The organism is Rhodovulum viride, from assembly GCF_003265965.1.
Classification (GTDB): domain Bacteria; phylum Pseudomonadota; class Alphaproteobacteria; order Rhodobacterales; family Rhodobacteraceae; genus Rhodovulum; species Rhodovulum kholense.
The window spans coordinates 222,190-243,063 of record NZ_MUAV01000001.1 but is presented as its reverse complement, the minus strand read 5'-3'; the positions used below and the strand labels follow the sequence as shown (position 1 = coordinate 243,063).

Here is a 20,874-nt window from a genome sequence, read left to right as displayed (position 1 = left end):
AGCCCGACGGCTTCGTCAACCATGGCGTGTGGCGGCGCGACATCGGCAAGGACCGGTCCGGAAGGACGTTGCCCTGGCGGGGCAACGGCGCCAAGCCGGAAGCGGCCCTTGCCGCGACGGTGGGGCGCGGGCGCGCGATGCCGCTTGCCAGCGCTTCACAACCTGTGGTTTCATTCCCTATCGGTATCGGGAGGCAGCCATGGCCCAGATCTTCCAGAGCGAACGCGGCAGCGCCGGTCCGGCGCCGCAGGCCCGGGGCGGCGCCCGGGCGGGTGGCCCCGAGGAGGACCGTCTGTCCGCGCTTCAGGCCAAGGCCGATGCGGCAACCTCGGGGGGCACTGCCGCCCGGCTGGGGGCGCTTCGGGCCGAGGCCCTGCAACGCGCCGAAGCCGCTGAAGAGGAGGAGCCCCTTCAGGGCAAGGCGCTGCAACGGGCCGAGGCGCCCGAGGAGGAGGAACCGCTGCAGGGCAAGGCGCTTCAGCGGGTCGAGGAGGAAGAGCCGCTTCAAGGCAAGGCGATCTGGGGCAAGCCGCTCCAGCGCAAGGGCGGTTCGAAAACCGGCCTGCCGGAGAGTCTCAGGTCCGGCGTCGAGCAGCTTTCGGGCCTCGACATGAGCAACGTGCGGGTTCACTACAATTCGCCCAGACCGGCCGCGGTGCAAGCCCATGCCTATGCGCAGGGATCGGACATCCATCTTGGGCCGGGCCAGGAAAGACACCTGCCGCACGAGGCCTGGCACACGGTGCAGCAGGCCAAGGGCCAGGTGAAACCCACCAGCGAGGTCGCCGGGCAGCCGCTGAATGACAGCCCCGCGCTGGAAAGCGAGGCCGACCGGATGGGCGCCAAAGCCGCGAAACTATGATCCGGATCGGGTCCCGCCCGGCGCCGGCGGGGCGTATCCTTCCGGCGGCGGCGGGGGTGTCCCGGCGCGGTCGTGGTCTCGGTCGCCGGTTCGGTGTTCAGCTCGGTGCGCGGTGTCGTGCGCTGGCGATCTGGGGGCTGGTCACGGCTCTGGCCGCCGGGGCTGCGGCGGCCCAGTGCACCGGCCCGCGCGAGCCGGGTTTTCTCGATCTCGCGGTGTCCCATGCGCCGCCCTTTGTCATCCTCGAGGACGGCGCGCCGCCCACCGGGCTGTCGGTCGAGCTCTGGCGCCGGGTCGAAACCGGCCTGATCGAGGCCGGGCGGATCAAGGGCAGCCATTTCGTGGTCTGCGACGCCATCGAGCAGCAGGAGGAGGCGCTGACCGATGGCGGTCTCGATCTGGTGCTGGCGCCGCTGACGATCACCCCCGAACGGCTGCTCTCCTATGGCTTTTCGCGCCAGTATTTCCTGTCGGGGCTGACCATCGCCGCGCGCCACAGCAACGAGATCGCGTTTTCCCATGCGCTCGAGGTGCTGGTGACGACGCTGTTTCAGCCCGGCACGCTGCGCGCGGTGCTGCTGTTCCTGGTGCTGAACCTCGTGCTGGCGGTGCTGATCAAATGGGTGCTGCGCGACGCCCGCCGCCGCCCCGACGAGGACCGCGCGGCCCCCGGCCGCCTGCTGGCGCTGGTCGATCCCTATCTCGAGGCGGTCGAGCGGACGCTTGGGCTGAAGGGGATCGGCGATGCCGGGTTCAACCTGGCGGGCCGGGGCCTCGAAATGTTCATGGCGATCATCGGCACGGCGCTGTCGGCCGCCCTTCTGGGGGTGTTGACCTCGGCCTTCGTCTCGGCCATCGGCCAGAGCGAGCGGATCGACGAACGGGACCTGACCGACGAGCGCGTGGGCATCGAATCCCATTCGACCGCCCAGGAATTCCTGACCGATGCCTATGAGGCGGCGGCCGGAAAGCCCGACGATCCCGGCTGCCGGCCGCTGTCGGCCGCGCCGCTGGCGGGACCGGGCTGCGCGACCGAGCCCTCGGCCGAAAAGCTTCTCGAGGCGCTGGTCGCGGGCGAGGTCGATCAGGTGATCGGCGACTGGGCCGAGCTGACCTATCTGGCGGGCACCGACCGGTTCCGCGGCAAGGTGACCGTCGAACAGAAGGTTTATCGCAACGAGCCGCTCGGCTGGGGCTATGGCAGCGCGCTGCCGCAGGACCTGCGTGCCCGGATCGACAGCGCGCTGATCGAGCAGATCCGCCATGGCGGCTGGCGGCGGCTGGCGCAGCGCTATCTGGGATCAAGCAGCATTGCCCCCGATTGACGCCGCCCCCGACCGCGTCCGACGGCTAGCGCAAGGGCAAGGCCAAGGGCCGGGACCGGACAGCGCAGCCGTATCGTCCGTGACGGCACGGAACGGCGGTCAATTCTTGGCTTGCCTAAACGCTACCTCCTGTGGTTGAATTTGGATTGCGGAACAACGCCTTTTGGCGATTGAGCGGGACGCCGGTCAAAACGGCCGGACCCGCGGTCCGGTCAGGGGGGAGCCATGGTTGCACCCGCAGCCCGCGTCGGATCTGTGTCGCCCCGAAGGGAGAGCGGCGCATGATCGATCAGGCGTTGACCCTTGCCGTCGACCGCCTGAACGGCCACCTGGCCGGGCGGTTCCGGACCGGGGACGACGTCGTGGTGCTGTCGCCGCTGACCGATGCCGAGGGCAAGCCCGCCGATACCGCCCGCAACAAGCTGGCGCTGTTCGTCACCGCCATCGCCGAGGACACCATGCCGCGTAGCGCGCGCGGACCGGGGCTGTCCTCGATCGGGCTCGCGCGCGGGGCGCAGGCCATTCATCTCGACATCTACGCGATGCTGGCCGCCGCCCATGACCCCGACAAATATGCCGAAGGGCTCAAGCAGCTGTCGGCGGCGCTGATGTTCTTTCAGGCGCAGCCGGTTATGACGCCGCAGAACACCCCCGACATGCCGCCCGGTCTGGCGCAGCTGTCCTTCGAGATCGCCAATCTGAAGGTCGAGGAAGTGGGCCAGCTCTGGGGCAATCTCGGCGGGCGCTATGTGCCCTCGGTGATGTTCAAGATCCGGTCTGTCCGGGTCGATGCCGGCGCCATCGCCGGGGTTGCGGCGCCGATCCGGTCGCCGCAGCGGCCCGAGGGGCGCACGGGGAGGGGGCGCGAATGAGATACCGCGTCGCCCTGGATCTGACCGTCCGTCATGGCTTCTGGGGTGACGCGCCCGCCCCACTGAGGATCGCGGCGGCCGATCCGGTGCGGCTGGCGCGGGCCGATATCGTCTTCAAGACCGACGGGACGCGGGCCATTCTCGGCCTGCCCGAGACGGCTCCGCCGCCTGCGCCGGTGGCGCTGGACATCCTGGCCGAGCCGCGCGCCATCGCGCTGACCGAAGGCTGGCAGGCCGACGCCGTGCCGGTGCTGACGCCCGGCCCCGGGACGAGTGAGACCGGGCTGGCCGACGCGACCGAAACGCTGCCCCGGGGGCCGGGCGATGCCCGGATCTGCCGGCTGGTGCTGGATCTCGCGGGGGCCGACCCCGGGGGCTGGACGCTGCGGTTGTCGCTCGAGCCGGTCGCGGCGCTCTGGGCTTATCACGTGACCGGCCGCGGTGCGGACGGGCCGATCCGGGTCATCGACCCGGCCGATCGGATCGCCTTCGAGGATCTGGGCCAGGCGCCACTGCCCGACGGGCGGCCCGCGCGGGTGATCCGCTCGACCCGGCCGGTGGCGCTGGCCGCGCGGCCTTCGGTCCGGTTCCGGCTGGAGGAAACCCAGCCCGCACCCTTCGATCCCATAGCCCTGATCCCGGTGCTGCCCGCGGGCGGCGTCAACCTGCGTCCTGCCCCCGGTCAGGACGGCCTTCAATCCGACATATACGTGAGCCTTTGGTAGAGGAGACGCCCCCATGGCCATGAAGACCCCCGGCGTTTACATCGTCGAGAAAAGCGCCTTTCCAAACTCGGTGGTCCAGGTGGCCACCGCAGTGCCGGCCTTCATCGGCTACACCGAACGGGCCGTCAACGGCACCGTGTCGCTGGACATGACGCCCTGGCGGATCACCTCCTTCTCGGAATTCGTGCAGTATTACGGGGGCGCCCCCGACCCGGTCTTCGAGATCGTCGATTTCGAGGTCGCCTCGGGCGTCTCGCCGCTGTCGGCCGATGGCGCGGCGATGAAGGACCCGCTGCCGCGCGCGGTCTTCCCGCTGGGCGAGAAGAAATTCGAGCTTAAGCAGAAGAACCCGGCCTTTTCGCTTTACGGCGCGATGCGGCTCTTTTTCCAGAACGGCGGCGGGCCCTGCTACGTGATCTCGATCGGCGCCTACAAGGTCCGGGACGACCAGGGCCAGCTGGTCGACAACGTGATCGACGCCGAGAAGATGCTGACCGCCATCGAAAGTCTCAAGAACGAGCCCGAGCCCACCATGCTGGTGATCCCCGAGGCGACGCGGCTGGTGCGGCAGAACTGCGTCAAGGTCCAGCAGGCGATGCTGAAGCATTGCGGCAACGACATGAAGAACCGCTTTGCCATCCTTGATATCTTCGGCGGGCATCTTGGCCAGAAGGACCCGCTGGGCAACCCGGTCGCGACCTTCCGCAACGATGTGGGCATCAACAACCTCGATTTCGGGGCGGCCTATTTCCCCTGGCTCGACACCTCGATCTTCCAGTCGCGCGACTTCAGCTTCCAGAACATCGAGCCCGCCAGCCATCCCAAGATGATGGCGCTGCTCAAGCAGTCGGTGAAGCGCAATCCCGACCTCGCGCCCGAGATCGACCGGATCAGCGCGCCGACCGTGACCGGCGATTTCACCATTTCGGTGACCAGGGGCGGCAAGGTCGCCATCACCGAACAGGACCTGAAGGCCGAGGATGACGAAAGCGACAAGGCCGGGCTGACCTATGCCCTGGCCAAGAAGCCCGGCACCCTGGCGGGCAGCTTCGTCAAGACCGAGGACGACAGCGAGATCAAGACCTTCACCCAGGAAGATGTGTCCGAGGGCAAGGTCAGCTTCAAGCATGACGACGCCACGCCCGAGGGCAAGTTCGAGATGACCGTGACCGACGAGCTCGGGATCTCGACCGATACCATCACGCTGAAGGTCGAGGTGGTGGGCGGCGTGTTGGCCAAGGCCGATATCGAGGCCGAGACCGCGGTTTCGGTCGATGTGGCCGCCGACAATCCCGAGGGCGACGCGGACTCGGTCGTTCTGGTCGAGGCCACCAGCAGCGACGGCAAGACCAAGGCGCTGGACGGGGTCGGCACCTGGAAGGCCGATGCGGGCACGGTGACCTTCACCCCCGATCCGGCCTTCGCCGGGCCCGAGGCCAAGGTGAAATACACCATCTTCAAGGACGACGCGCCGCTTGCCACGCGCGAGATCCGGGTGCTGGTCGACGGCACCACGCCGGTGCGCCAGGAAACCCCGACGCCCGCGGCCATCGACAAGACCCTGCGCGCGCTGGTGCCGCTGTATGTGACGATGATGGACGCCATCGCCAAGCGCGAGAACGCGATGCCGCCCGCCGCCGCGATGGCGGGGATCTACACCATGGTCGACAATGCCCGCGGCGTCTGGAAGGCACCCGCGAACGTGTCGCTGAATTCGGTCGTGGCGCCCAAGGTCAACATCAACCACGAGGAACAGGAAAACCTCAACGTCTCGACCACCGGCAAGTCGATCAACGCGATCCGGCCCTTCGTGGGCGAGGGCACGCTGGTCTGGGGGGCGCGGACGCTGGACGGCAACAGCCTTGATTGGCGCTACATCAACGTGCGCCGGACCATGATCATGATCGAGGAATCGATCCGGCTGGCGTCGAAGGCCTATGTGTTCGAGCCCAACACCGCCAATACCTGGGTCACCATGCGGTCCATGATCGAGAACTTCCTGACCTCGGTCTGGAAGGCGGGCGGGCTTGCGGGCGCGGTGCCGACCGACGCTTTCAGCGTCTTCGTAGGCCTGGGCGAGACGATGACGCCCGAAGACATCCTCGAAGGCATTCTGCGGATCACGGTGCTGGTCGCCGTCACCCGCCCCGCGGAATTCATCGAGATCACGTTCCAGCAACAGATGCAGAAATCCTGAGCCTGAGGAGGGTATGACCCATGGCAGATGACGGTTCCGCCCAGTCGCAGACGGTATGGCCGCTTCCGAAGTTCTATTTCCAGGTGAAATGGGACGATACCGAACTGGCCTTCCAGGAGGTCTCGGGGCTCGACATGGAAAGCGAGGCCATCGAATACCGTGCGGGCAACAGCAAGGTGTTTTCCAAGATCAAGATGCCGGGGCTTCTGAAGACCTCGAACATCACCATGAAGAAGGGCGTCTTCGTCAAGGACAACGCGATCTGGGACTGGTTCGCCGAGATCAAGATGAACATCATCAAGCGCAAGGCGCTGACGATTTCGCTGCTGGACGAGGAAGGCAACCCGACCATGGTCTGGAAGGTGCAGAACGCCTTCCCGGTCAAGGTGTCCTCGACCGATCTGAAGGCCGAGGGCAACGAGGTCGCGGTCGAGACCATCGAGATCGCGCATGAAGGCTTCGTGATCGAGAACGGCTGAGGCGATGGAGGATTTCGCGCCTCCGGTCGCGTTCCACTTTTCGGTGAGCTTCACGGGAAGCGCGCCGAAGGTGGACGACACCGCCTTTCAGGAGGTGGGCGGTCTCGAGACACGGATCGAGACCACCCCCCTGCAGGAGGGCGGCGAGAACCGGTTCCAGCACCAGTTGCCGGAAAAGGTCACGCATGCGAACCTGACGCTCAAGCGCGCCCTGACCGGCACGTCGAGCGGTCTGGTCACCTGGTGCAAGTCCTGTCTCGAAGGCGGGTTCGGCACGGCGATCGTGCCCAAGGATCTGGTCGTGTCGCTCTTGGACGAAGAGGCCAATCCGGTCGCGACCTGGTCGGTCGGCAACGCCTTCCCGGTCAAGTGGACGGTGGCGGGGTTCGACGCGATGAAGAACGAACTGGCGCTGGAAACGGTCGAGCTGGCCTATCTGACGCTCGAAAGGAAGCTGTGAGATGACGATCGAGATCGGCAGTCTGGTGGTGAAGGGCTCGTTCGGGCGCCCGGCGCAGAAGACCGAGGCGGTCGGCCCCGAGGAATTCGCAGAACGGCTGGCCGATCTGCGGCGCGACCTTGAGGACGAGATCGCCCGTGCCGTCGAGGCGGCCGAGCGGCGGCTGCGCGAGGGGCGGTCGTGACCAAGCTCAAGATCACCCGCTGCGAGATCCAGGGCGGCGACATCGTCAAGATGTCGGGCGATGCGAACATCTTCACCGCCACCATCAACCCGGCCCGGTTCAAGCGCAAGTACAAGACCCGGTTTTCGGGCGTCGACCGCGACAGCGCCATCGGCAAGTCGAAGCCGGTGCCCAAGTTCGACCGCTCGGAACCCGAACAGCTGACCCTGACGCTGACCCTCGACGGCACCGGCGTGGTGCCCGATGCCGCCAGCACGACGGTCTCGGCCCAGATCGAGAAGCTGCGCAAGATCGCCTACAGCTATGACGGCGACGATCATCAGCCGAACCCGGTCGAGGTGGAATGGGGTGGAGGGCTGTCCGATTTCCAGGGCCGGCTGACCGGGCTCGACGTCGATTACACCCTGTTTCAGGCCGACGGCACGCCGCTGCGCGCCACCGTCGAGATGACATTCATCGAGGCCATCACCGAAGAGAAGGAGGCCAAGGAAAGCAACGACAAGTCGCCGGACATGACCCATGTGCTGCAGGTCCGCGAGGGCGATACGCTGCCCCTGATGTGCCAGCGGGTCTACAAGGACGTCACGCGGTATCTGGAAATTGCCCGGGCCAACGACCTGGACGATTTCCGCGACCTGGCGCCCGGCATGCTGCTGCATTTCCCGCCGATCCGCTGAGCCATGGCCGAAAGCCCGGTCTCCGGTTCCGATGGCCCGCTGGGCGTCACCGTCAAGCTGAACGGCACCGCGCTGGCCGACACGGTCGGCATCGTCTCGATCCGGGTCGAGACCGAGCTGAACCGCGTGCCCGAGGCCGTGGTCACGCTGGCCGACGGGTCGGTCGCCGAACAGGAATTTCCGCTGACCGATGCCGACACCGCCAAGCCCGGCAGCGAAATCGAGATTTCCGCCCAGTTCGGGTCCAACACGGCGCAGACCCTGTTCACCGGGATCGTCACCGGCCTGCGGCTTCGGATCCGCAGCGGCAGCGGCGGCCAGCTTGAACTTTCCTGCCGCGACAAGGCGGTGAAGATGACGGGCCTCTGCCGCACGGCGGTCTGGTCCAAGACCAAGGACAGCGATGCCATGTCGGCGCTGGTTCAGGCGGCGGGGCTGACCGCCGACATCGCCGCGACCGACGGCCCCGAGGCCGATCTGGTGCAGCATGACTGCCCGGACTGGGACTTCCTCAGGCTTCTGGCCGACCGCAACGGGCAGGTGCTGGCGGTCGATGCGGGCAAGATCACCGCAGCCGCGCCCGACCCGTCGGCCGCGGCCAAGCTGACGCTGACGCTGGGCGATGACGTTCTCGATTTCGACGCCCGGCTCGACACGGTGGGGCTGGAAAAGACGGTTTCGGTGACGGGCTGGGACCCGGCCCAGCAGACCGCGACGGTCCAGACCTCGGATGCCGCGGCGTCGGGGTCCTGGGGGTCGAGCGCGCTTTCGGATCTGACCGGCGTGACCGGGGACCGCACCCGGTCGCAGACCGCCTCCTATGCCGAAGGTCAGGTCTCGCTGACCTCGGTCGCCAAGGCGCGGGCCGCGCGGGTGTCGCTGGCGGCCTTGCAGGGGCGGTGCAGCTATCCCGGCTCGGCCGCGGCCAGGCCCGGCGACACGATCGAGATCAAGGGCGTGGGCGAGCGCATGGGCGGCACCGCCTATGTCGCGGGCATCACCCACGAGCTGGGCGACGGGCACTGGACCACCACCGCGCGCCTGGGCCTGCCGCAGGGCTGGCGGTCGGACGGGATCGGGCTTGGCGGCGCGGCGGCGGGCGGGCTCGTCGCTCCGGTGCCCGGGCTCCAGCCCGCGACCGTGGTGGCGTTGACCGACAGTGGCGGTGAAAATCCCCTGTCCGACGCCGCGATGATCAAGGTCAGCCTGCCGCTGTCTGGCGATCCGCCGGTCGAGATCTGGGCGCGCTATGCCCAGCCCTACGGGTCGAACGGGGCGGGCATCCAGTTCCTGCCCGAGGTGGGCGACGAGGTCGTTCTGGGCTTTTTCGCCGACGATCCGGCGGCGCCGGTGATCCTGGGCTCGCTCCATGGCGGCAAGCTCGCGCGCACCCGCGAGGCCACCGACGAGAACGAGATCAAGGCGCTGACCACGCGCTCGGGCCTCGAGATCAGCTTCGACGACGACAAGACCGTGCTGACCGCCAAGACCCCTGGCGGCCACAGTATCGTGCTGAGCGACGACGACACGTCTGTCACCGTCACCGACAGCACCGGCAACACGATCAAGATGGAAAGCTCGGGCGTGACGGTGTCCAGCAAGGGCACGCTCGATCTGACCGCCGGGGGCAACATCACCATCAGCTCGTCGGGCGGCGACGTGACCGCCAGCGGCACCAACGTCTCGCTCAGCGGCGATATGGGGCTGACCGCCAAGGGCGGCACCTCGGCCGAGCTCAGCGCCGGTGGACAGACCACCGTCAAGGGCGCCATGGTGATGATCAACTGAGGAGACACCGATGCCGCCTGCCGCGCGACTGACCGACATGCATGTCTGCCCGATGACAACGGGCGTCGTTCCCCATGTGGGCGGACCGATCTCGGGGCCGGGCGAGGCGACGGTCCTGATCGGCGGGCTTCCGGCGGCGGTGGTGGGCGACAGCTGCGTCTGCGTCGGGCCGCCCGACAGCATCGTCAAGGGGTCGGCCACGGTGATGATCGGCGGCATGCCCGCGGCGCGGATGGGCGACACGACCTCGCATGGCGGCTCGATCGTGCTGGGGCTGGCCACCGTGATGATCGGAGGCTGAGGCGATGGAGAAGGGCGATCCGGGGTTTCTGGGCCGGGGCTGGGCGTTTCCGCCCGATTTCGATCCGGCCGAGGGCGGCGCGCGCATGGTCGAGGCGGTCGAGGACATCGAGCAGAGCCTGCGCATCCTGTTCGAGACCCGGCCGGGCGAACGGGTGATGCACCCGACCTATGGCTGCCGCATCCACGATCTGGTGTTCGAGCCGATGACCGCGGCCACCGCCCGCGCGGTCGAGACCGCCATCTCGCGGGCGATCCTGTTCTTCGAGGCGCGGATCAGGCTGCGCGAGGTGCGGGTCAGCTTCGAGAACTGGGCCGAGGGGCGGATGAGCGTCTTTCTCGACTATGAGGTCGAGCGCACCAATACCCGCCACAACGTCGTCTTTCCGTTCTACGCCCAGGAGGGCACGCTGGTCACCGGCACGCCGGTGGCGGCCTGACCGCTTCGCGCGTCGCATGAAGATGCGCGTGCAAGTTTCAGAAAATTCGCGATTTATGTCGCGAATGCCGCAGGCTTTGTTAACCCATGGTTGACCCTTTTTCGCCGATCCTGAGCCGGGGCGCCTGTCGCGCGCGCCTCGCGGAAGAGTTGGGCAGGAGGGTTGGATGGACACGGGTGTCCTGCAGGTCTTTGCCGTGCCGATGGGCGCGGCGCCGGTGCCGCGTCCGGGCGGCTATGCGGGCAAGCGTCTGCTGGATATCGTCCTGTCGGCGGCGCTGCTGATCCTCTGTGCGCCCGTGATCGGCGCGATCTGGCTTCTGCTTCGGGTCGAGACGGGGCAGGGCTTCGCCCGGCGGATCCGGATCGGCCGGGGCGGCGCGCCGATCTCCTGCCTTGTCTTCCACACCGCCCGCCCGATCCGGGCGGTGCGGTCGCGGCAGGGGGACCTTCGGGCGCGGCTTGGCAATACCGGAGCCGAACCCGCGGCGGGCCGGGTCGGCATCTGGGTGCGGCGGCTGGGGCTGGCCGGTCTTCCGATGCTCTGGACCGTGCTGCGCGGCGACATGAGCCTTGTGGGTCCGCGCCCGGCCGCGCGCGCCGATCTGGCGCGCTACGGTCTGGCGCGCAGCGTCTATCTGGCGATGCGCCCGGGGCTGATCGGGCTTGCCGATGCGCGGCCCGGCGGGCGGTTCTGCGACCGGGTCCATGACGACCTGCGCTACAGCCAGATCGCCGGTCCCTGGGTCGACCTGCGCCTGATCGCCGGTGCGCTGACGCGCCGGGACGCGGTCGGACCGCGCAAGGCTGCGGGCTTTGGCCCGATGGCCCCGATGACCGGCCCGCTGCCCTTTCCCGGCGCCAGCCCGGCGTCGCGCCGCTGACGCTCAGCTTTCGTAGCGGGTCTTGCCGCGCCGGTCGGCATCCATCGGCAGGTCCATGTGCAAGGGCTGGTGCGCGCGCTGGGAACAGGCCTGGCGCGGGCAAAGCTGACAGCTGACGCCGATCCTCGCGACCGGCCCGTCGGCCTCCAGGTTGACCGCCTGGGCATAGCCGATCCGGTGCGCCTCGCCGCGCTCGCAACCCAGCGCCACGGCCAGCCGGTTGTCCTGCAGATGCGGGCTGAAGACCGGGCGCTTGACGGTGCGGCTGAGGGTGAAGAACTGGCTGCCATCGGGCATCTCGACCAGTTGCGGCAGGATCACGCCGGGCGTGGCAAAGGCGTTATGCACGTTCCAGACCGGGCAGGACCCGCCCTTTTCGGCCAGCGCGAAGGGGGTGGCGTTGACCCGCTTGGTGACATTGCCGGCCTTGTCCACCCGGATCAGGAAGAAGGCCACGCCGCGCGCCCCGTCGCGCTGCAGCGTCGTCAGGCGGTGGCTGACCTGCTCGAACGAGGTGCCGAAGGCCGCGCCCAGCCGGTCGACATCGTACCCCGTGGCCTCGGCCAGCGCGAGGAAGGGGTCATAGGGCATCAGCAGGGCGGCTGCAAAGTAGTTGGCCAGCTCGACCCGGCAGCGGGCGGCGGCCAGATCGGTGTCGATCCCGCTTTGGCCGATCATCGAATCAAGCAGATAGGGAATGTCGGCCAGCGCCAGCACATGGGCCAGCTGGAACACCCGGTTGGAATGGTCGAGCGCCTGCGACAGCCGCACCTGGCCCGCCTGCCGGTCGAAGACCCGCAGCGCGTCGGGCATGTCGTGACTGGGCTCGACCCGCACCTCGATGTCGAACTTCAGCCGCAGATAGCGCTTGAGCTGGGCATACATGTCATCGGCGCCGCCGATGAACTGGCCGCGCACATTGTCGGCCGCGGTTTCGAGCGCGTCGAAATAGTTACGATTGTCGCGAAAGAAGTCATGCACCGCGGTTTCGGGCGAGGTGACCAGCAGCTGGGGCTCGGTTCCGGTGCCGCCGATCCGCGCGATCCGGTCGACCGCGGTGCGGTGGCTGCGGTAGAGTTGCAGGAACAGATCGACGAGCCGGGGGGCGTGGTCGACCGCGCCGCGCAGCTCCTGCAGATCGGGCCGGTCGCGCCCGAAGGCGGGGTCGGCAACGGCGGCGCGCAGATCGGCCAGTCGCCCGGCATTGCGGTCGCTCAGAAGCTCGCGGATCTCGATGCCATAGGCCTCGGCCAGCGCCATCAACACCTTGACCGACAACGATCTCTGGTTGTTTTCCAGCAAGTTGACATAGGCCGGGCTTATGTTCAGCCGCCGCGCCATCTCGGCCTGGGTCTGGCCATGATCGCGCCGCAGCTGGCGCAGTTTCGATCCGATCAGGGCTTTCTGCATGATTTACAACATTACAGGAACGCGGTTTGTAAGAACCCACTTTAACAGACCGACGCGGTTTCGTGTGAAAAATCGGCCTCCCCGCTTATTGTCGAGGCTGCGGAGAGACCGGTTCGGCAGGCAGGGAGGAGACTGCCCGCCGGACCCGGCCTTCCGGTCAGTTTGGGAGGATCAACATGACACACCGATTCACACGTCGGGCGAGCCTGTCCCTGATGGGCGCGGCGGCCCTGACCGCGGCCGCCCCCGCCTTCGCCGATGAGTGGAAACCGATCAAGCCCATCGAGATGGTGATCATGGCCGGGCAGGGCGGCGGCGCCGACCAGCTCGCGCGGCTTTTCCAGGCGATCATCCAGAAACAGGGCCTGTCGCGCATGCCGATCCTGCCGGTCAACAAGGGGGGCGGATCGGGCGCCGAGGCGCTGCGCTATCTCAAGGACAAGTCGGGCGACGCCCATGTCATCATGGCGACGCTGAACAGCTATTACACGACGCCCCTGCGCACCGATATCGGCGTCGACATCGCCGAATTCACGCCGATCGCGCGGATGGCGCTGGATACCTTCGTGCTGTGGGTCTCGGCCGACAGCGAGATCCAGACACTGGACGATTTCGTCGCCTCGGTGAAGGAGAAGGGCGGCACCTGGAAGATGGGCGGGACCGGCACCGGGCAGGAGGACAGTCTGGTCACCGCGATGCTGGAAAAGGAATTCGGCATCAAGGTCACCTATGTGCCCTACAAGGGCGGCGGCGATGTCGCGACCGCGCTGATCGGCGGGCATGTCGATTCGACCGTCAACAACCCGTCGGAACAGATGGGCTTCTTCCGGGCCGGCAAGTCCCGCCCCATCGCCGCGCTGACCGCCGACCGGCTCGAGACCTTCCCCGATCTGCCCACCTTCACCGAACTGGGCCACCCGCTGGTCTACACGATGCAGCGGTCCTTCGTCGGACCGAAGGACATGCCCGAAGGCGCGGTCGCCTATTACACCGACATGTTCCGCCAGCTCAGCGAGACCGAGGAATGGCGGAAATACACCGCCGAACAGGCGCTTCTGGCCGACTTCCTGACCGGAGACGCGCTGCAGGACTATTTCCTCGAGGAACGCGACAAGCACGCCCAGATCCTGCGCGAGATGGGGTCGTCCTGATTTCGTCCTGATCCCGAAGCCCCGGCGGGTGCGCCCGCCGGTCCCGGCCCGACAGACTGGCACGAGAAGGAGCGAGGCCCATGCTTGCCGCCGACCGTATCATCGCCCTGGCCCTGATGGGGCTGTCTCTTTGCTTCATGATCTATGCCCTGCGTCTGCCGATCGGCTGGGAGCCCGAGACCGGGCCCGGCGCGGGCGCCTTTCCGTTCTGGCTGGGGCTCGGGATGCTGCTGGCCTCGGCGGCGATCCTGGCGCGCAGCTTCGTGACGCGGCCCCATTCGGACGAGACCTTCATCCCCGATGCCGATGCGATCCCGCAGATCCTGGGGGTCGTCGGCCTGCTGCTGGGCGCCATCGCGCTGATCCCGCTGCTCGGGGCCTATATCGCGCTGATGCTGTTCCTGCTGGGCTATCTCAGGATCATCGGCGGCCATGGCTGGCTGCTGACCGGCATCCTGATGCTGACGACGCCGGTCTTCCTGTTCTTCTTCTTCGAGGTGACGCTGAAGATCCTGCTGCCCAAGGGCATCACCGAGCCGCTGTTCTATCCGCTTTACGCGATGTTCTTCTGAGGAGCCCCGGAGATGGACGTTCTCGCACTTCTGGTTGACGGGTTTGCCACCTCGATCTCGCCCCTGAACCTGCTGATCGTGCTGATCGGGGTGACGGTCGGCATCTTCATCGGCGCGATGCCGGGGCTCGGGTCCGTCAACGGGGTGGCCATCGTGCTGCCCTTGACCTTCATCGTGCCGCCGACCTCGGCCATCATCCTCCTGGCCGCGATCTATTACGGGGCGATGTACGGGGGCGCGATCAGTTCGATCCTGCTGGGCATTCCCGGCGCCTCGACCGCCGTGGCCACCACCTTCGACGGCCGCCCGATGGCGCAGAAGGGCGAGGCGGGGCTGGCGCTGATCGTGGCGGCCGTGGCCTCCTTCATCGGCGGCACGATCTCGGTCGTGCTGTTCACCGTCTTCGCGGTGCCGCTGGCCGACATGGCGCTGGCCTTCGGTCCGGCCGAGGAATTCGCGCTGGTCCTGCTGGCCTTCACCACCTTCGTGGGGCTCGGCGGCGACGACATCCTCAAGACCATCGTCATGATCTGCCTCGGGCTCGTGCTGTCGACCGTCGGGCTCGACATCATCTCGGGCGAGCCGCGGCTGATCTTCGGCGACATGCCGGGCTTCTATTCGGGGATCTCCTTCCTGGTGCTGGCCATCGGGGTCTATGGCGTGGGCGAGGTGCTTTATACCATCGAGACCTCGCGCAATGCGCCCATGGTCACGCCCGCCCGGCTGACCTTTTCCGAACTGCGCGCGGGGCTGTCGAAAATGACCCGGATGTGGCGCACCATGAGCCTCGGCTCGGTTCTGGGCTTCTTCGTGGGCATCCTGCCGGCCGCGGGCGCGACACCCGCCGCGCTTATGAGCTATGGCGTGGCGAAGTCGATATCGAAACGCCCCGAAAGTTTCGGACGCGGCAACCCCGAAGGCGTGGCCGCGCCCGAGACCGCCAACAATGCCGCCTCGACCGGCTCGCTTCTGCCGATGCTGACGCTGGGCATCCCCGGCTCGCCGACCACCGCGTTGCTGCTGGGCGGCATGGTGATGTGGGGGCTGACGCCCGGGCCGATGCTGTTCGTCGAGCAGAAGGAGTTCGTCTGGGGGCTGATCAGTTCGCTTTACACCGCGAATGTGGCGGCGGTGCTGGTCAATATCGCGTTGATCCCGGTCTTTGTCTGGGCGCTTAGGATGCCCTTCACCGTGCTCTGCGCCATGGTTCTGGTGCTCTGCATCGTCGGCGGCTACGCGCCCGACCAGCGTATGCACGATGTCTGGATGATCGCGGGGTTCGGGATCGCGGGCTATGTGCTGCGCAAGGCCGACTATCCGCTGGCGCCGCTGGTGCTGGCGCTGGTGCTTGGCCCCTTGATGGAAAAGAGCTTCCGTCAGACGATGATCGCGGAACATGGCGATCTGACCGTCTTCGTCGACCGGCCGATCTCGGCGGTCTTCATGGCGATCTCGCTGCTGCTCTTCTCACTGCCGCTGATCCGGCTGCTGCGCCGCGGCCGGGCCCGCGCCTCCAATCCGGCTCCGGCCGAGTGACGTAACGAGACTGAAAGGACATGAACGTGCAGACCATCGCGGACCTTCTTCAGGCACATGACGACGCCGCGCCGGCCATCGGCGCGCCCGGGCGGGCCTGGCTCGATTTCGGCGGGCTTCGGGACCAGGCCCGGACCGTGGCCGAGGCGTTGCATGACGCGGGTATCGGCCGGGGCGACCGGGTGGCGATCGTGCTGCCGAACGGCCCCGAGATGGCCGCGGCCTTCGTGACGGTGGCGCAGGCGGCGGTGACGGCGCCCTTGAACCCGGCCTATCGCGAAGAGGAATTCGCCTTCTATCTGGAAGACCTGAAGGCCCGCGCCATCGTGTTGCAGGAAGGCTATGACGGCCCGGCGGCGGCGGCCGCGCGCCGGTTCGGTCTGATCGTGCTGCGGCTCTCGGCCGATCCGACCGAACCCGCTGGGCGGTTTTCGCTGCGTGCCGAGGGCGGCGGCGGCGAGTGCGATACCTCTGCGCCGGGGCCTGAAGACGTGGCGCTGATCCTGCATACCTCGGGCACCACGTCGCGGCCGAAGATCGTGCCCTTGCTGCAATCGAACGTCGCGGCCTCGGCGGTGCATATCCGCGACTCGCTGGCGCTGAAACCGGCCGACCGCTGCCTCAACGTGATGCCTTTGTTCCATATCCACGGGCTGCTGGCGGCGGTGACCGCGTCCTTGTCGGCAGGCGCCTCGATCTGGTGCGCGCCGGGCTTTGACGCGCTGAAATTCTTCGGCTGGATGTCGGAGGCGCGGCCCAGCTGGTACACCGCCGTCCCGACCATGCATCAGGCGATCCTGTCGCGCGCGGGCCGGAACCGCGAGACCATTGAGGCGGTGCCGCTGCGCTTCCTGCGCTCGTCCTCGGCCTCGCTGCCCGCGCAGGTGATGACCGCGCTGGTCGAGACCTTCGACGCGCCGCTGATCGAGGCCTATGGCATGACCGAGGCCGCGCACCAGATGTGCTGCAACCCGCTGCCGCGCGGCGCCCAGAAGCCCGGATCGGTGGGCGTGGCCGCCGGGCCCGAGGTGCGGATCGCACATGAGGTCGAGAACCGCCTGACGGACGGCACCGGCGAGGTGGTGATTTCGGGGCCGAACGTGACGCCCGGCTATGAAGGCAATCCCGAGGCCAATGCCAAGAACTTCTTCGAGGCCGAGGGTCGGCGCTGGTTCCGCACCGGCGATCAGGGCGCCTTCGATGCCGATGGCTATCTGCATCTCACGGGCCGGTTGAAGGAGATCATCAACCGGGGCGGCGAGAAGGTCAGCCCGCTGGAGGTCGATGGCGTGCTGATGGACCATCCGGCGATTGCGCAATGCGTGACCTTCGCGCTGCCGCATCCGAAGCTGGGCGAAGAGGTCGCGGCGGCCGTGGTGCTGAAGGAGGGCGCCGAAGCCAGCGAGCGCGAGATCCGCGAGTTCGCGGCCGGGCGCATCGCCGATTTCAAGGTGCCGCGCAAGGTGGTGATCCTCGACGAGATCCCGAAGGGCGCGACCGGCAAGCTGCAGCGAATCGGCCTGGCCGAAAAGCTGGGCCTGTCAGAACCCGCCTAAGCCGGTTTCCGGGCCTGGCCCGGAGTCCAAGAATTCCGGGCTTTGCCCGGACGCTGCGCGGCGGGTATTTTTCCCAAGAAGAAGAGCAAAGCGGCGGGCCTGTCGGGCCCGCTGCCGGGATCAGGGACGTGTGTGCATGAAGATCTGTGTGTTCGGGGCGGGCGCCATCGGCGGCTATATGGGGGCGAAGCTGGCGCAGGCGGGCGCCGAGGTCAGTCTGGTGGCGCGCGGCCCGCATCTGGCGGCGATGAAGGCGCGGGGGCTTCGGCTGATCGAGGAGGAGACCGGGACCGACGAGACGGTGCCGGTCCGGGTTGCCGAGGATGCGGCCGAGCTGGGCGAACAGGACTACGTGATCGTCACGCTCAAGGCGCATTCGGTGCCGCCCGTGGTGGGCAGGATGCAGCCGCTGATCGGCGAGGGCACGACCATCGTGTCCGGGGTGAACGGGGTGCCCTGGTGGTATTTCCACAAGATCGGCGGCCCGCTGGAGGGCACGCGGCTGGCCTCGGTCGATCCGGGCGATGCGCAATGGACCGGGTTCGGGCCCGACCGGGTGCTGGGCTGCGTCGTTTATCCGGCGGCCGAGGTGATCGAGCCCGGCGTCGTCAGGCACATCGAGGGCAACCGCTTCTCGCTGGGCGAGCCCGACGGGTCGAAGTCCGAGCGCGCGACGCGGCTGTCGCAGGCGCTGGCCGCGGCCGGGCTGAAGGCGCCCGTCCGGCCCAAGCTGCGCGACGAGATCTGGGTCAAGCTTTGGGGCAACCTGTCGTTCAATCCGATCTCGGCGCTGACCCATGCCACGCTCGATGTGCTGTGCACCGATCCGGGCACGCGGGGCGTGGCGCGGGCGATGATGCTGGAGGCGCAGGTCATTGCCGAAAAGCTGGGCGTGAAGTTCCCGATCGATGTGGACCGCCGGATCGAGGGGGGGGCTGCGGTCGGCGCGCACCGGACCTCGATGCTGCAGGATCTAGATCTGGGGCGGCCGATGGAAATCGACGCGCTGGTCGGATCGGTGCAGGAGCTGGGCCGGATCACCGGCACGCCGACGCCCGCCATCGATACGGTGCTGGCGCTGGTCAGCCTGCGCGCGCGCGTCGCGGGGCTGTACTGAGCGCGGGCATTCGGACCTGCCGGGCTTGCGGTTCAGTCCTGACCGTTCCGGCGGCGCGAGACATCCGCGAAGAAGGCGCGGAGCGGTTCGGGCGAGAGCGGTTTCGGCAGGATCTGGACCCCGCGCGCCCGGCAGGCGGCGGCGAAGTCGGGGCTGCGGTTCGCGCTCACGATGCGGGCCGGGATCGGGCCGTAGCGCGCCTCGATCCGGTCGAGCGCCTCGAGTCCGGTGCCGGTCCCGAGCCGGTCGTCGATCAGGGCCGCGTCGGGCTTGAGGTCGATCTCGGCCAGCAGCGCCAGCGCCTCGTCGGCATCGGCGACGTCCAGCACATCGACGCCCCAGCGCCGGACCAGCATCGGCAGGGCGCGGCGAATCTCGGGATCGTCCTCGATCAACAGCGCGACCAGCCCCGGCGCGGCCTCGGGCAAGGGCTGGGCCGGGGGACCGACGGGCGCAGGCTCGGCCAGCGGCACGGTGACGAAGAAACCGCTGCCGCGCCCGGGCCGCGACCAGAGCCCCAGCGGATGGCCGAGCCGCGCGCAGGCGCGCTCGACGATGGCCAGCCCCAGCCCCATGCCCTCGCTGGCCGAGGCGCGGGCGTTGAGCCGGTGGAATTCGCGAAAGATCGCCTCCTGGTCCTCTTCGGCGATGCCGGGGCCGGTGTCCCAGACCTCGAGCCTCAGCGAGGCTCCCTGGCGCCGGGCGCCGACGAGGACCCGGCCGGTTTCGGTATAGCGGATGGCGTTCGAGACGAGGTTCTGCAGGATCCGGCGGATATAGCCCGGATCGGTGCGCACGGTCAGATCGCGGGGCATCACCCTCAGATCGAGCCCCTTCAGCGCGGCATGGGGGGCAAAGCCCGTCTGCAGCCGGGCAAAGAGATCGCGGATGCCGACCGGCTCGGGCGAGATCGCCGCCTGACCGCTGTCGAGCGTCGAGATGTCAAGCAGCGCCTCAAGGATACCCTCGACGCTTTCCAGCGCGGTTTCGGCGCGGCTGAGGACCTCGCGGTGATCGGGTTGGGCCAGATCCTCGACGATGGACGAGACGTAAAGCCGGGCGGCCGAAAGCGGTTGCAGCAGGTCGTGGCTGGCCGCCGCGACAAAGCGCGATTTCGAGGCATTGGCCCGTTCGGCCACCGACAGTGCGTCCTCGAGATCGAGCGTGCGTTCCAGAACCCGCTGTTCGAGATGGGTCTTGGCCTCGGCCAGCGCGCCCGCGGCGCGGCGTGCGGCGGTCACGTCGGAAAACGAGATGACGAAGCCCCGGTCGGGCATCTCTTCGGCCAGAGCCTCCAGCACCAGGGCCTCGCCGCGCGCCAGCCCGAACTGCAGCGGCGGGCGGCGGTCGGTGCGATGGACCCAGGTCAGAAGCGCCTCGGGGTCGGTGTCGACCTGCAGCGCCGGGTCGGCGGCAAGCTGGCCGAACAGCCGGTCGAAATCGGCGCCCAGCCGGAACTGGGCCACCGGGATCGACAGCATTGCGCCGACCTTGCGGTTCCAGCCGACCAACCGCTTTTCAGGGTCGAAGATGCAGACCCCCTGGTTGATATGTTCGAGCGTGGCCCGCACCATGCGGGCCTGGTCGTCCAGCATCCGGCTGCGTTCGCGCCGTTCCGAGCGCATGATGTCGGTGATATCGGTCTGCAGGATCACCGTCTTGCCGTCTTGCGTGCGGTGATCGCTGACCTGGATCCAGCGATGCCCGAGCAGGCTGATATTGATCACCGTATGGAGGTTGTCGCGGTGGCGCGCGATCCGGCGGTCGGCCCAGTCCGCGGCGGTGTCGCCATCGGGCAGGGTCAGAAACCGTGACCGGCTGACCGCCTCGACATAGGCTTGGAACCCGAGCCCGGGCCGAAGCTGTTCGCGCACGTCGGGCATCTGCATCACGAAACGGCTGTTGCACAGAACCAGATGGTCGGCCTCGTCGAAAAGCGCAAAGCCCTCCTGCAGCGTCTCGATGGCATTGGCCAGATCGGCGCGGGCGGCCTCGGTGGCCCGGTTCGCCGCGGCCAGACGCGCATTCGATTCGTTGAGCAGGTCGAGCGCGTGTTCAAGCTCGTCGGTGCGGGCGCGCACCTCGTCCGCAAGAAGGACCGCGCGATCGGTCAGCGACGGGCCGGCGCCCTCGGGGGCGGACGCATCGGCCCTGCGGGCGGTCAGGAGCCGCGCGATGCGGTGCACCCGGTCGGTCTGGTCTTCGATCCGGTGCGCGCGCGGGTCCGGCGGGCGGATCAGGCGGTCGGACATTTCGCGTACCGCGGGCGGGTCGGGCCAGAAGCCGGACAGGCCGCGCCCGACAGGCGCTGGCGGTCCGGCGGACAGGCGGGCCGGTCCT

At 68.1% G+C, this 20,874-nt stretch carries 20 protein-coding genes; 18 read left to right on the top strand and 2 right to left on the bottom strand.

Annotated elements, in window-relative coordinates:
* Nucleotides 1-199: 199 nt before the first annotated feature.
* From BYZ73_RS01090 to BYZ73_RS01030, 13 genes are all read left to right on the top strand, one after another.
* Nucleotides 200-862 carry an eCIS core domain-containing protein gene (locus tag BYZ73_RS01090; protein ID WP_112314563.1) on the top strand — a complete coding sequence of 221 codons (663 nt, stop codon included), beginning with the start codon at nucleotides 200-202 and terminating at the stop codon, nucleotides 860-862.
* A 56-nt stretch (nucleotides 863-918) separates the two neighbouring features.
* A complete protein-coding gene (locus tag BYZ73_RS01085) occupies nucleotides 919-2,187 on the top strand; it encodes a transporter substrate-binding domain-containing protein (protein WP_158272284.1) in 1,269 nt (422 codons plus the stop codon).
* A 281-nt stretch (nucleotides 2,188-2,468) separates the two neighbouring features.
* Nucleotides 2,469-3,059: a Pvc16 family protein gene (locus BYZ73_RS01080; RefSeq protein WP_108023550.1), complete on the top strand. Its 591-nt coding sequence runs from the start codon at nucleotides 2,469-2,471 to the stop codon at nucleotides 3,057-3,059.
* Nucleotides 3,056-3,784 carry a hypothetical protein gene (locus BYZ73_RS01075; protein WP_112314562.1) on the top strand — a complete coding sequence of 243 codons (729 nt, stop codon included), beginning with the start codon at nucleotides 3,056-3,058 and terminating at the stop codon, nucleotides 3,782-3,784. Before BYZ73_RS01080 ends, BYZ73_RS01075 begins: the two co-directional genes overlap by 4 nt.
* A 13-nt stretch (nucleotides 3,785-3,797) precedes the next feature.
* Nucleotides 3,798-5,981, top strand: coding sequence for a cadherin-like domain-containing protein (locus BYZ73_RS01070; protein ID WP_112314561.1), 2,184 nt, complete (start codon nucleotides 3,798-3,800; stop codon nucleotides 5,979-5,981).
* A gap of 20 nt (nucleotides 5,982-6,001) precedes the next feature.
* A complete protein-coding gene (locus BYZ73_RS01065) occupies nucleotides 6,002-6,460 on the top strand; it encodes a phage tail protein (RefSeq protein ID WP_075786042.1) in 459 nt (152 codons plus the stop codon).
* Between the two features lie 4 nt (nucleotides 6,461-6,464).
* Nucleotides 6,465-6,920, top strand: coding sequence for a phage tail protein (locus tag BYZ73_RS01060; protein ID WP_108023544.1), 456 nt, complete (start codon nucleotides 6,465-6,467; stop codon nucleotides 6,918-6,920).
* 1 nt (nucleotide 6,921) lies between these two features.
* Entirely contained in the window at nucleotides 6,922-7,104 is a 183-nt protein-coding gene (locus BYZ73_RS01055; protein WP_112314560.1) for a hypothetical protein, read from the top strand.
* Nucleotides 7,101-7,781 (top strand): CIS tube protein, encoded by a 681-nt coding sequence (locus tag BYZ73_RS01050; protein WP_112314559.1) that lies wholly within the window; start codon nucleotides 7,101-7,103, stop codon nucleotides 7,779-7,781. Before BYZ73_RS01055 ends, BYZ73_RS01050 begins: the two co-directional genes overlap by 4 nt.
* 3 nt (nucleotides 7,782-7,784) lie before the next feature.
* The gene (locus BYZ73_RS01045; protein WP_112314558.1) at nucleotides 7,785-9,569 is read left to right on the top strand and encodes a phage baseplate assembly protein V; all 1,785 of its coding nucleotides are present in this window, start codon (nucleotides 7,785-7,787) and stop codon (nucleotides 9,567-9,569) included.
* A gap of 10 nt (nucleotides 9,570-9,579) precedes the next feature.
* Nucleotides 9,580-9,870 (top strand): PAAR domain-containing protein, encoded by a 291-nt coding sequence (locus BYZ73_RS01040; RefSeq protein ID WP_108023536.1) that lies wholly within the window; start codon nucleotides 9,580-9,582, stop codon nucleotides 9,868-9,870.
* A 4-nt stretch (nucleotides 9,871-9,874) separates the two neighbouring features.
* Nucleotides 9,875-10,309: a GPW/gp25 family protein gene (locus BYZ73_RS01035; protein WP_108023534.1), complete on the top strand. Its 435-nt coding sequence runs from the start codon at nucleotides 9,875-9,877 to the stop codon at nucleotides 10,307-10,309.
* Between the two features lie 166 nt (nucleotides 10,310-10,475).
* Nucleotides 10,476-11,192, top strand: a complete 717-nt coding sequence (locus tag BYZ73_RS01030) for a sugar transferase (RefSeq protein ID WP_112314557.1) — start codon at nucleotides 10,476-10,478, stop codon at nucleotides 11,190-11,192.
* A gap of 3 nt (nucleotides 11,193-11,195) precedes the next feature.
* On the opposite strand, the gene BYZ73_RS01025 is transcribed toward BYZ73_RS01030, so the two are convergent.
* Nucleotides 11,196-12,602 (bottom strand): helix-turn-helix domain-containing protein, encoded by a 1,407-nt coding sequence (locus tag BYZ73_RS01025; protein WP_112314556.1) that lies wholly within the window; start codon nucleotides 12,600-12,602, stop codon nucleotides 11,196-11,198.
* Between the two features lie 176 nt (nucleotides 12,603-12,778).
* Here BYZ73_RS01025 and BYZ73_RS01020 point away from each other — a divergent pair, with 176 nt between their 5' ends.
* From BYZ73_RS01020 to BYZ73_RS01000, 5 genes are all read left to right on the top strand, one after another.
* Nucleotides 12,779-13,753, top strand: coding sequence for a Bug family tripartite tricarboxylate transporter substrate binding protein (locus tag BYZ73_RS01020; RefSeq protein WP_112314555.1), 975 nt, complete (start codon nucleotides 12,779-12,781; stop codon nucleotides 13,751-13,753).
* A gap of 80 nt (nucleotides 13,754-13,833) precedes the next feature.
* Nucleotides 13,834-14,325, top strand: coding sequence for a tripartite tricarboxylate transporter TctB family protein (locus tag BYZ73_RS01015; RefSeq protein ID WP_112314554.1), 492 nt, complete (start codon nucleotides 13,834-13,836; stop codon nucleotides 14,323-14,325).
* Nucleotides 14,326-14,337: 12 nt separating this feature from the next.
* Nucleotides 14,338-15,861 carry a tripartite tricarboxylate transporter permease gene (locus BYZ73_RS01010; RefSeq protein ID WP_112314553.1) on the top strand — a complete coding sequence of 508 codons (1,524 nt, stop codon included), beginning with the start codon at nucleotides 14,338-14,340 and terminating at the stop codon, nucleotides 15,859-15,861.
* A gap of 20 nt (nucleotides 15,862-15,881) precedes the next feature.
* The gene (locus BYZ73_RS01005) at nucleotides 15,882-17,417 is read left to right on the top strand and encodes an acyl--CoA ligase (protein ID WP_112314552.1); all 1,536 of its coding nucleotides are present in this window, start codon (nucleotides 15,882-15,884) and stop codon (nucleotides 17,415-17,417) included.
* A gap of 136 nt (nucleotides 17,418-17,553) precedes the next feature.
* Entirely contained in the window at nucleotides 17,554-18,534 is a 981-nt protein-coding gene (locus tag BYZ73_RS01000; RefSeq protein WP_112314551.1) for a 2-dehydropantoate 2-reductase, read from the top strand.
* Between the two features lie 32 nt (nucleotides 18,535-18,566).
* Here BYZ73_RS01000 and BYZ73_RS00995 read toward each other — a convergent pair whose 3' ends face one another.
* Nucleotides 18,567-20,786: a hybrid sensor histidine kinase/response regulator gene (locus BYZ73_RS00995; RefSeq protein WP_112314550.1), complete on the bottom strand. Its 2,220-nt coding sequence runs from the start codon at nucleotides 20,784-20,786 to the stop codon at nucleotides 18,567-18,569.
* Between the last annotated feature and the right edge of the window lie 88 nt (nucleotides 20,787-20,874).

Excerpts from the sequence above, each read along its gene's own strand:
- BYZ73_RS01090 (WP_112314563.1), top strand. The coding sequence starts at position 200 with ATGGCCCAGATCTTCCAGAGCGAACGCGGCAGCGCCGGTCCGGCGCCG.
- BYZ73_RS01080 (WP_108023550.1), top strand. The coding sequence starts at position 2,469 with ATGATCGATCAGGCGTTGACCCTTGCCGTCGACCGCCTGAACGGCCAC.
- BYZ73_RS01075 (WP_112314562.1), top strand. The coding sequence starts at position 3,056 with ATGAGATACCGCGTCGCCCTGGATCTGACCGTCCGTCATGGCTTCTGG.
- BYZ73_RS01070 (WP_112314561.1), top strand. The coding sequence starts at position 3,798 with ATGGCCATGAAGACCCCCGGCGTTTACATCGTCGAGAAAAGCGCCTTT.
- BYZ73_RS01065 (WP_075786042.1), top strand. The coding sequence starts at position 6,002 with ATGGCAGATGACGGTTCCGCCCAGTCGCAGACGGTATGGCCGCTTCCG.
- BYZ73_RS01060 (WP_108023544.1), top strand. The coding sequence starts at position 6,465 with ATGGAGGATTTCGCGCCTCCGGTCGCGTTCCACTTTTCGGTGAGCTTC.
- BYZ73_RS01055 (WP_112314560.1), top strand. The coding sequence starts at position 6,922 with ATGACGATCGAGATCGGCAGTCTGGTGGTGAAGGGCTCGTTCGGGCGC.
- BYZ73_RS01045 (WP_112314558.1), top strand. The coding sequence starts at position 7,785 with ATGGCCGAAAGCCCGGTCTCCGGTTCCGATGGCCCGCTGGGCGTCACC.
- BYZ73_RS01040 (WP_108023536.1), top strand. The coding sequence starts at position 9,580 with ATGCCGCCTGCCGCGCGACTGACCGACATGCATGTCTGCCCGATGACA.
- BYZ73_RS01035 (WP_108023534.1), top strand. The coding sequence starts at position 9,875 with ATGGAGAAGGGCGATCCGGGGTTTCTGGGCCGGGGCTGGGCGTTTCCG.
- BYZ73_RS01030 (WP_112314557.1), top strand. The coding sequence starts at position 10,476 with ATGGACACGGGTGTCCTGCAGGTCTTTGCCGTGCCGATGGGCGCGGCG.
- BYZ73_RS01025 (WP_112314556.1), bottom strand. The coding sequence starts at position 12,602 with ATGCAGAAAGCCCTGATCGGATCGAAACTGCGCCAGCTGCGGCGCGAT.
- BYZ73_RS01020 (WP_112314555.1), top strand. The coding sequence starts at position 12,779 with ATGACACACCGATTCACACGTCGGGCGAGCCTGTCCCTGATGGGCGCG.
- BYZ73_RS01015 (WP_112314554.1), top strand. The coding sequence starts at position 13,834 with ATGCTTGCCGCCGACCGTATCATCGCCCTGGCCCTGATGGGGCTGTCT.
- BYZ73_RS01010 (WP_112314553.1), top strand. The coding sequence starts at position 14,338 with ATGGACGTTCTCGCACTTCTGGTTGACGGGTTTGCCACCTCGATCTCG.
- BYZ73_RS01005 (WP_112314552.1), top strand. The coding sequence starts at position 15,882 with ATGAACGTGCAGACCATCGCGGACCTTCTTCAGGCACATGACGACGCC.
- BYZ73_RS01000 (WP_112314551.1), top strand. The coding sequence starts at position 17,554 with ATGAAGATCTGTGTGTTCGGGGCGGGCGCCATCGGCGGCTATATGGGG.
- BYZ73_RS00995 (WP_112314550.1), bottom strand. The coding sequence starts at position 20,786 with ATGTCCGACCGCCTGATCCGCCCGCCGGACCCGCGCGCGCACCGGATC.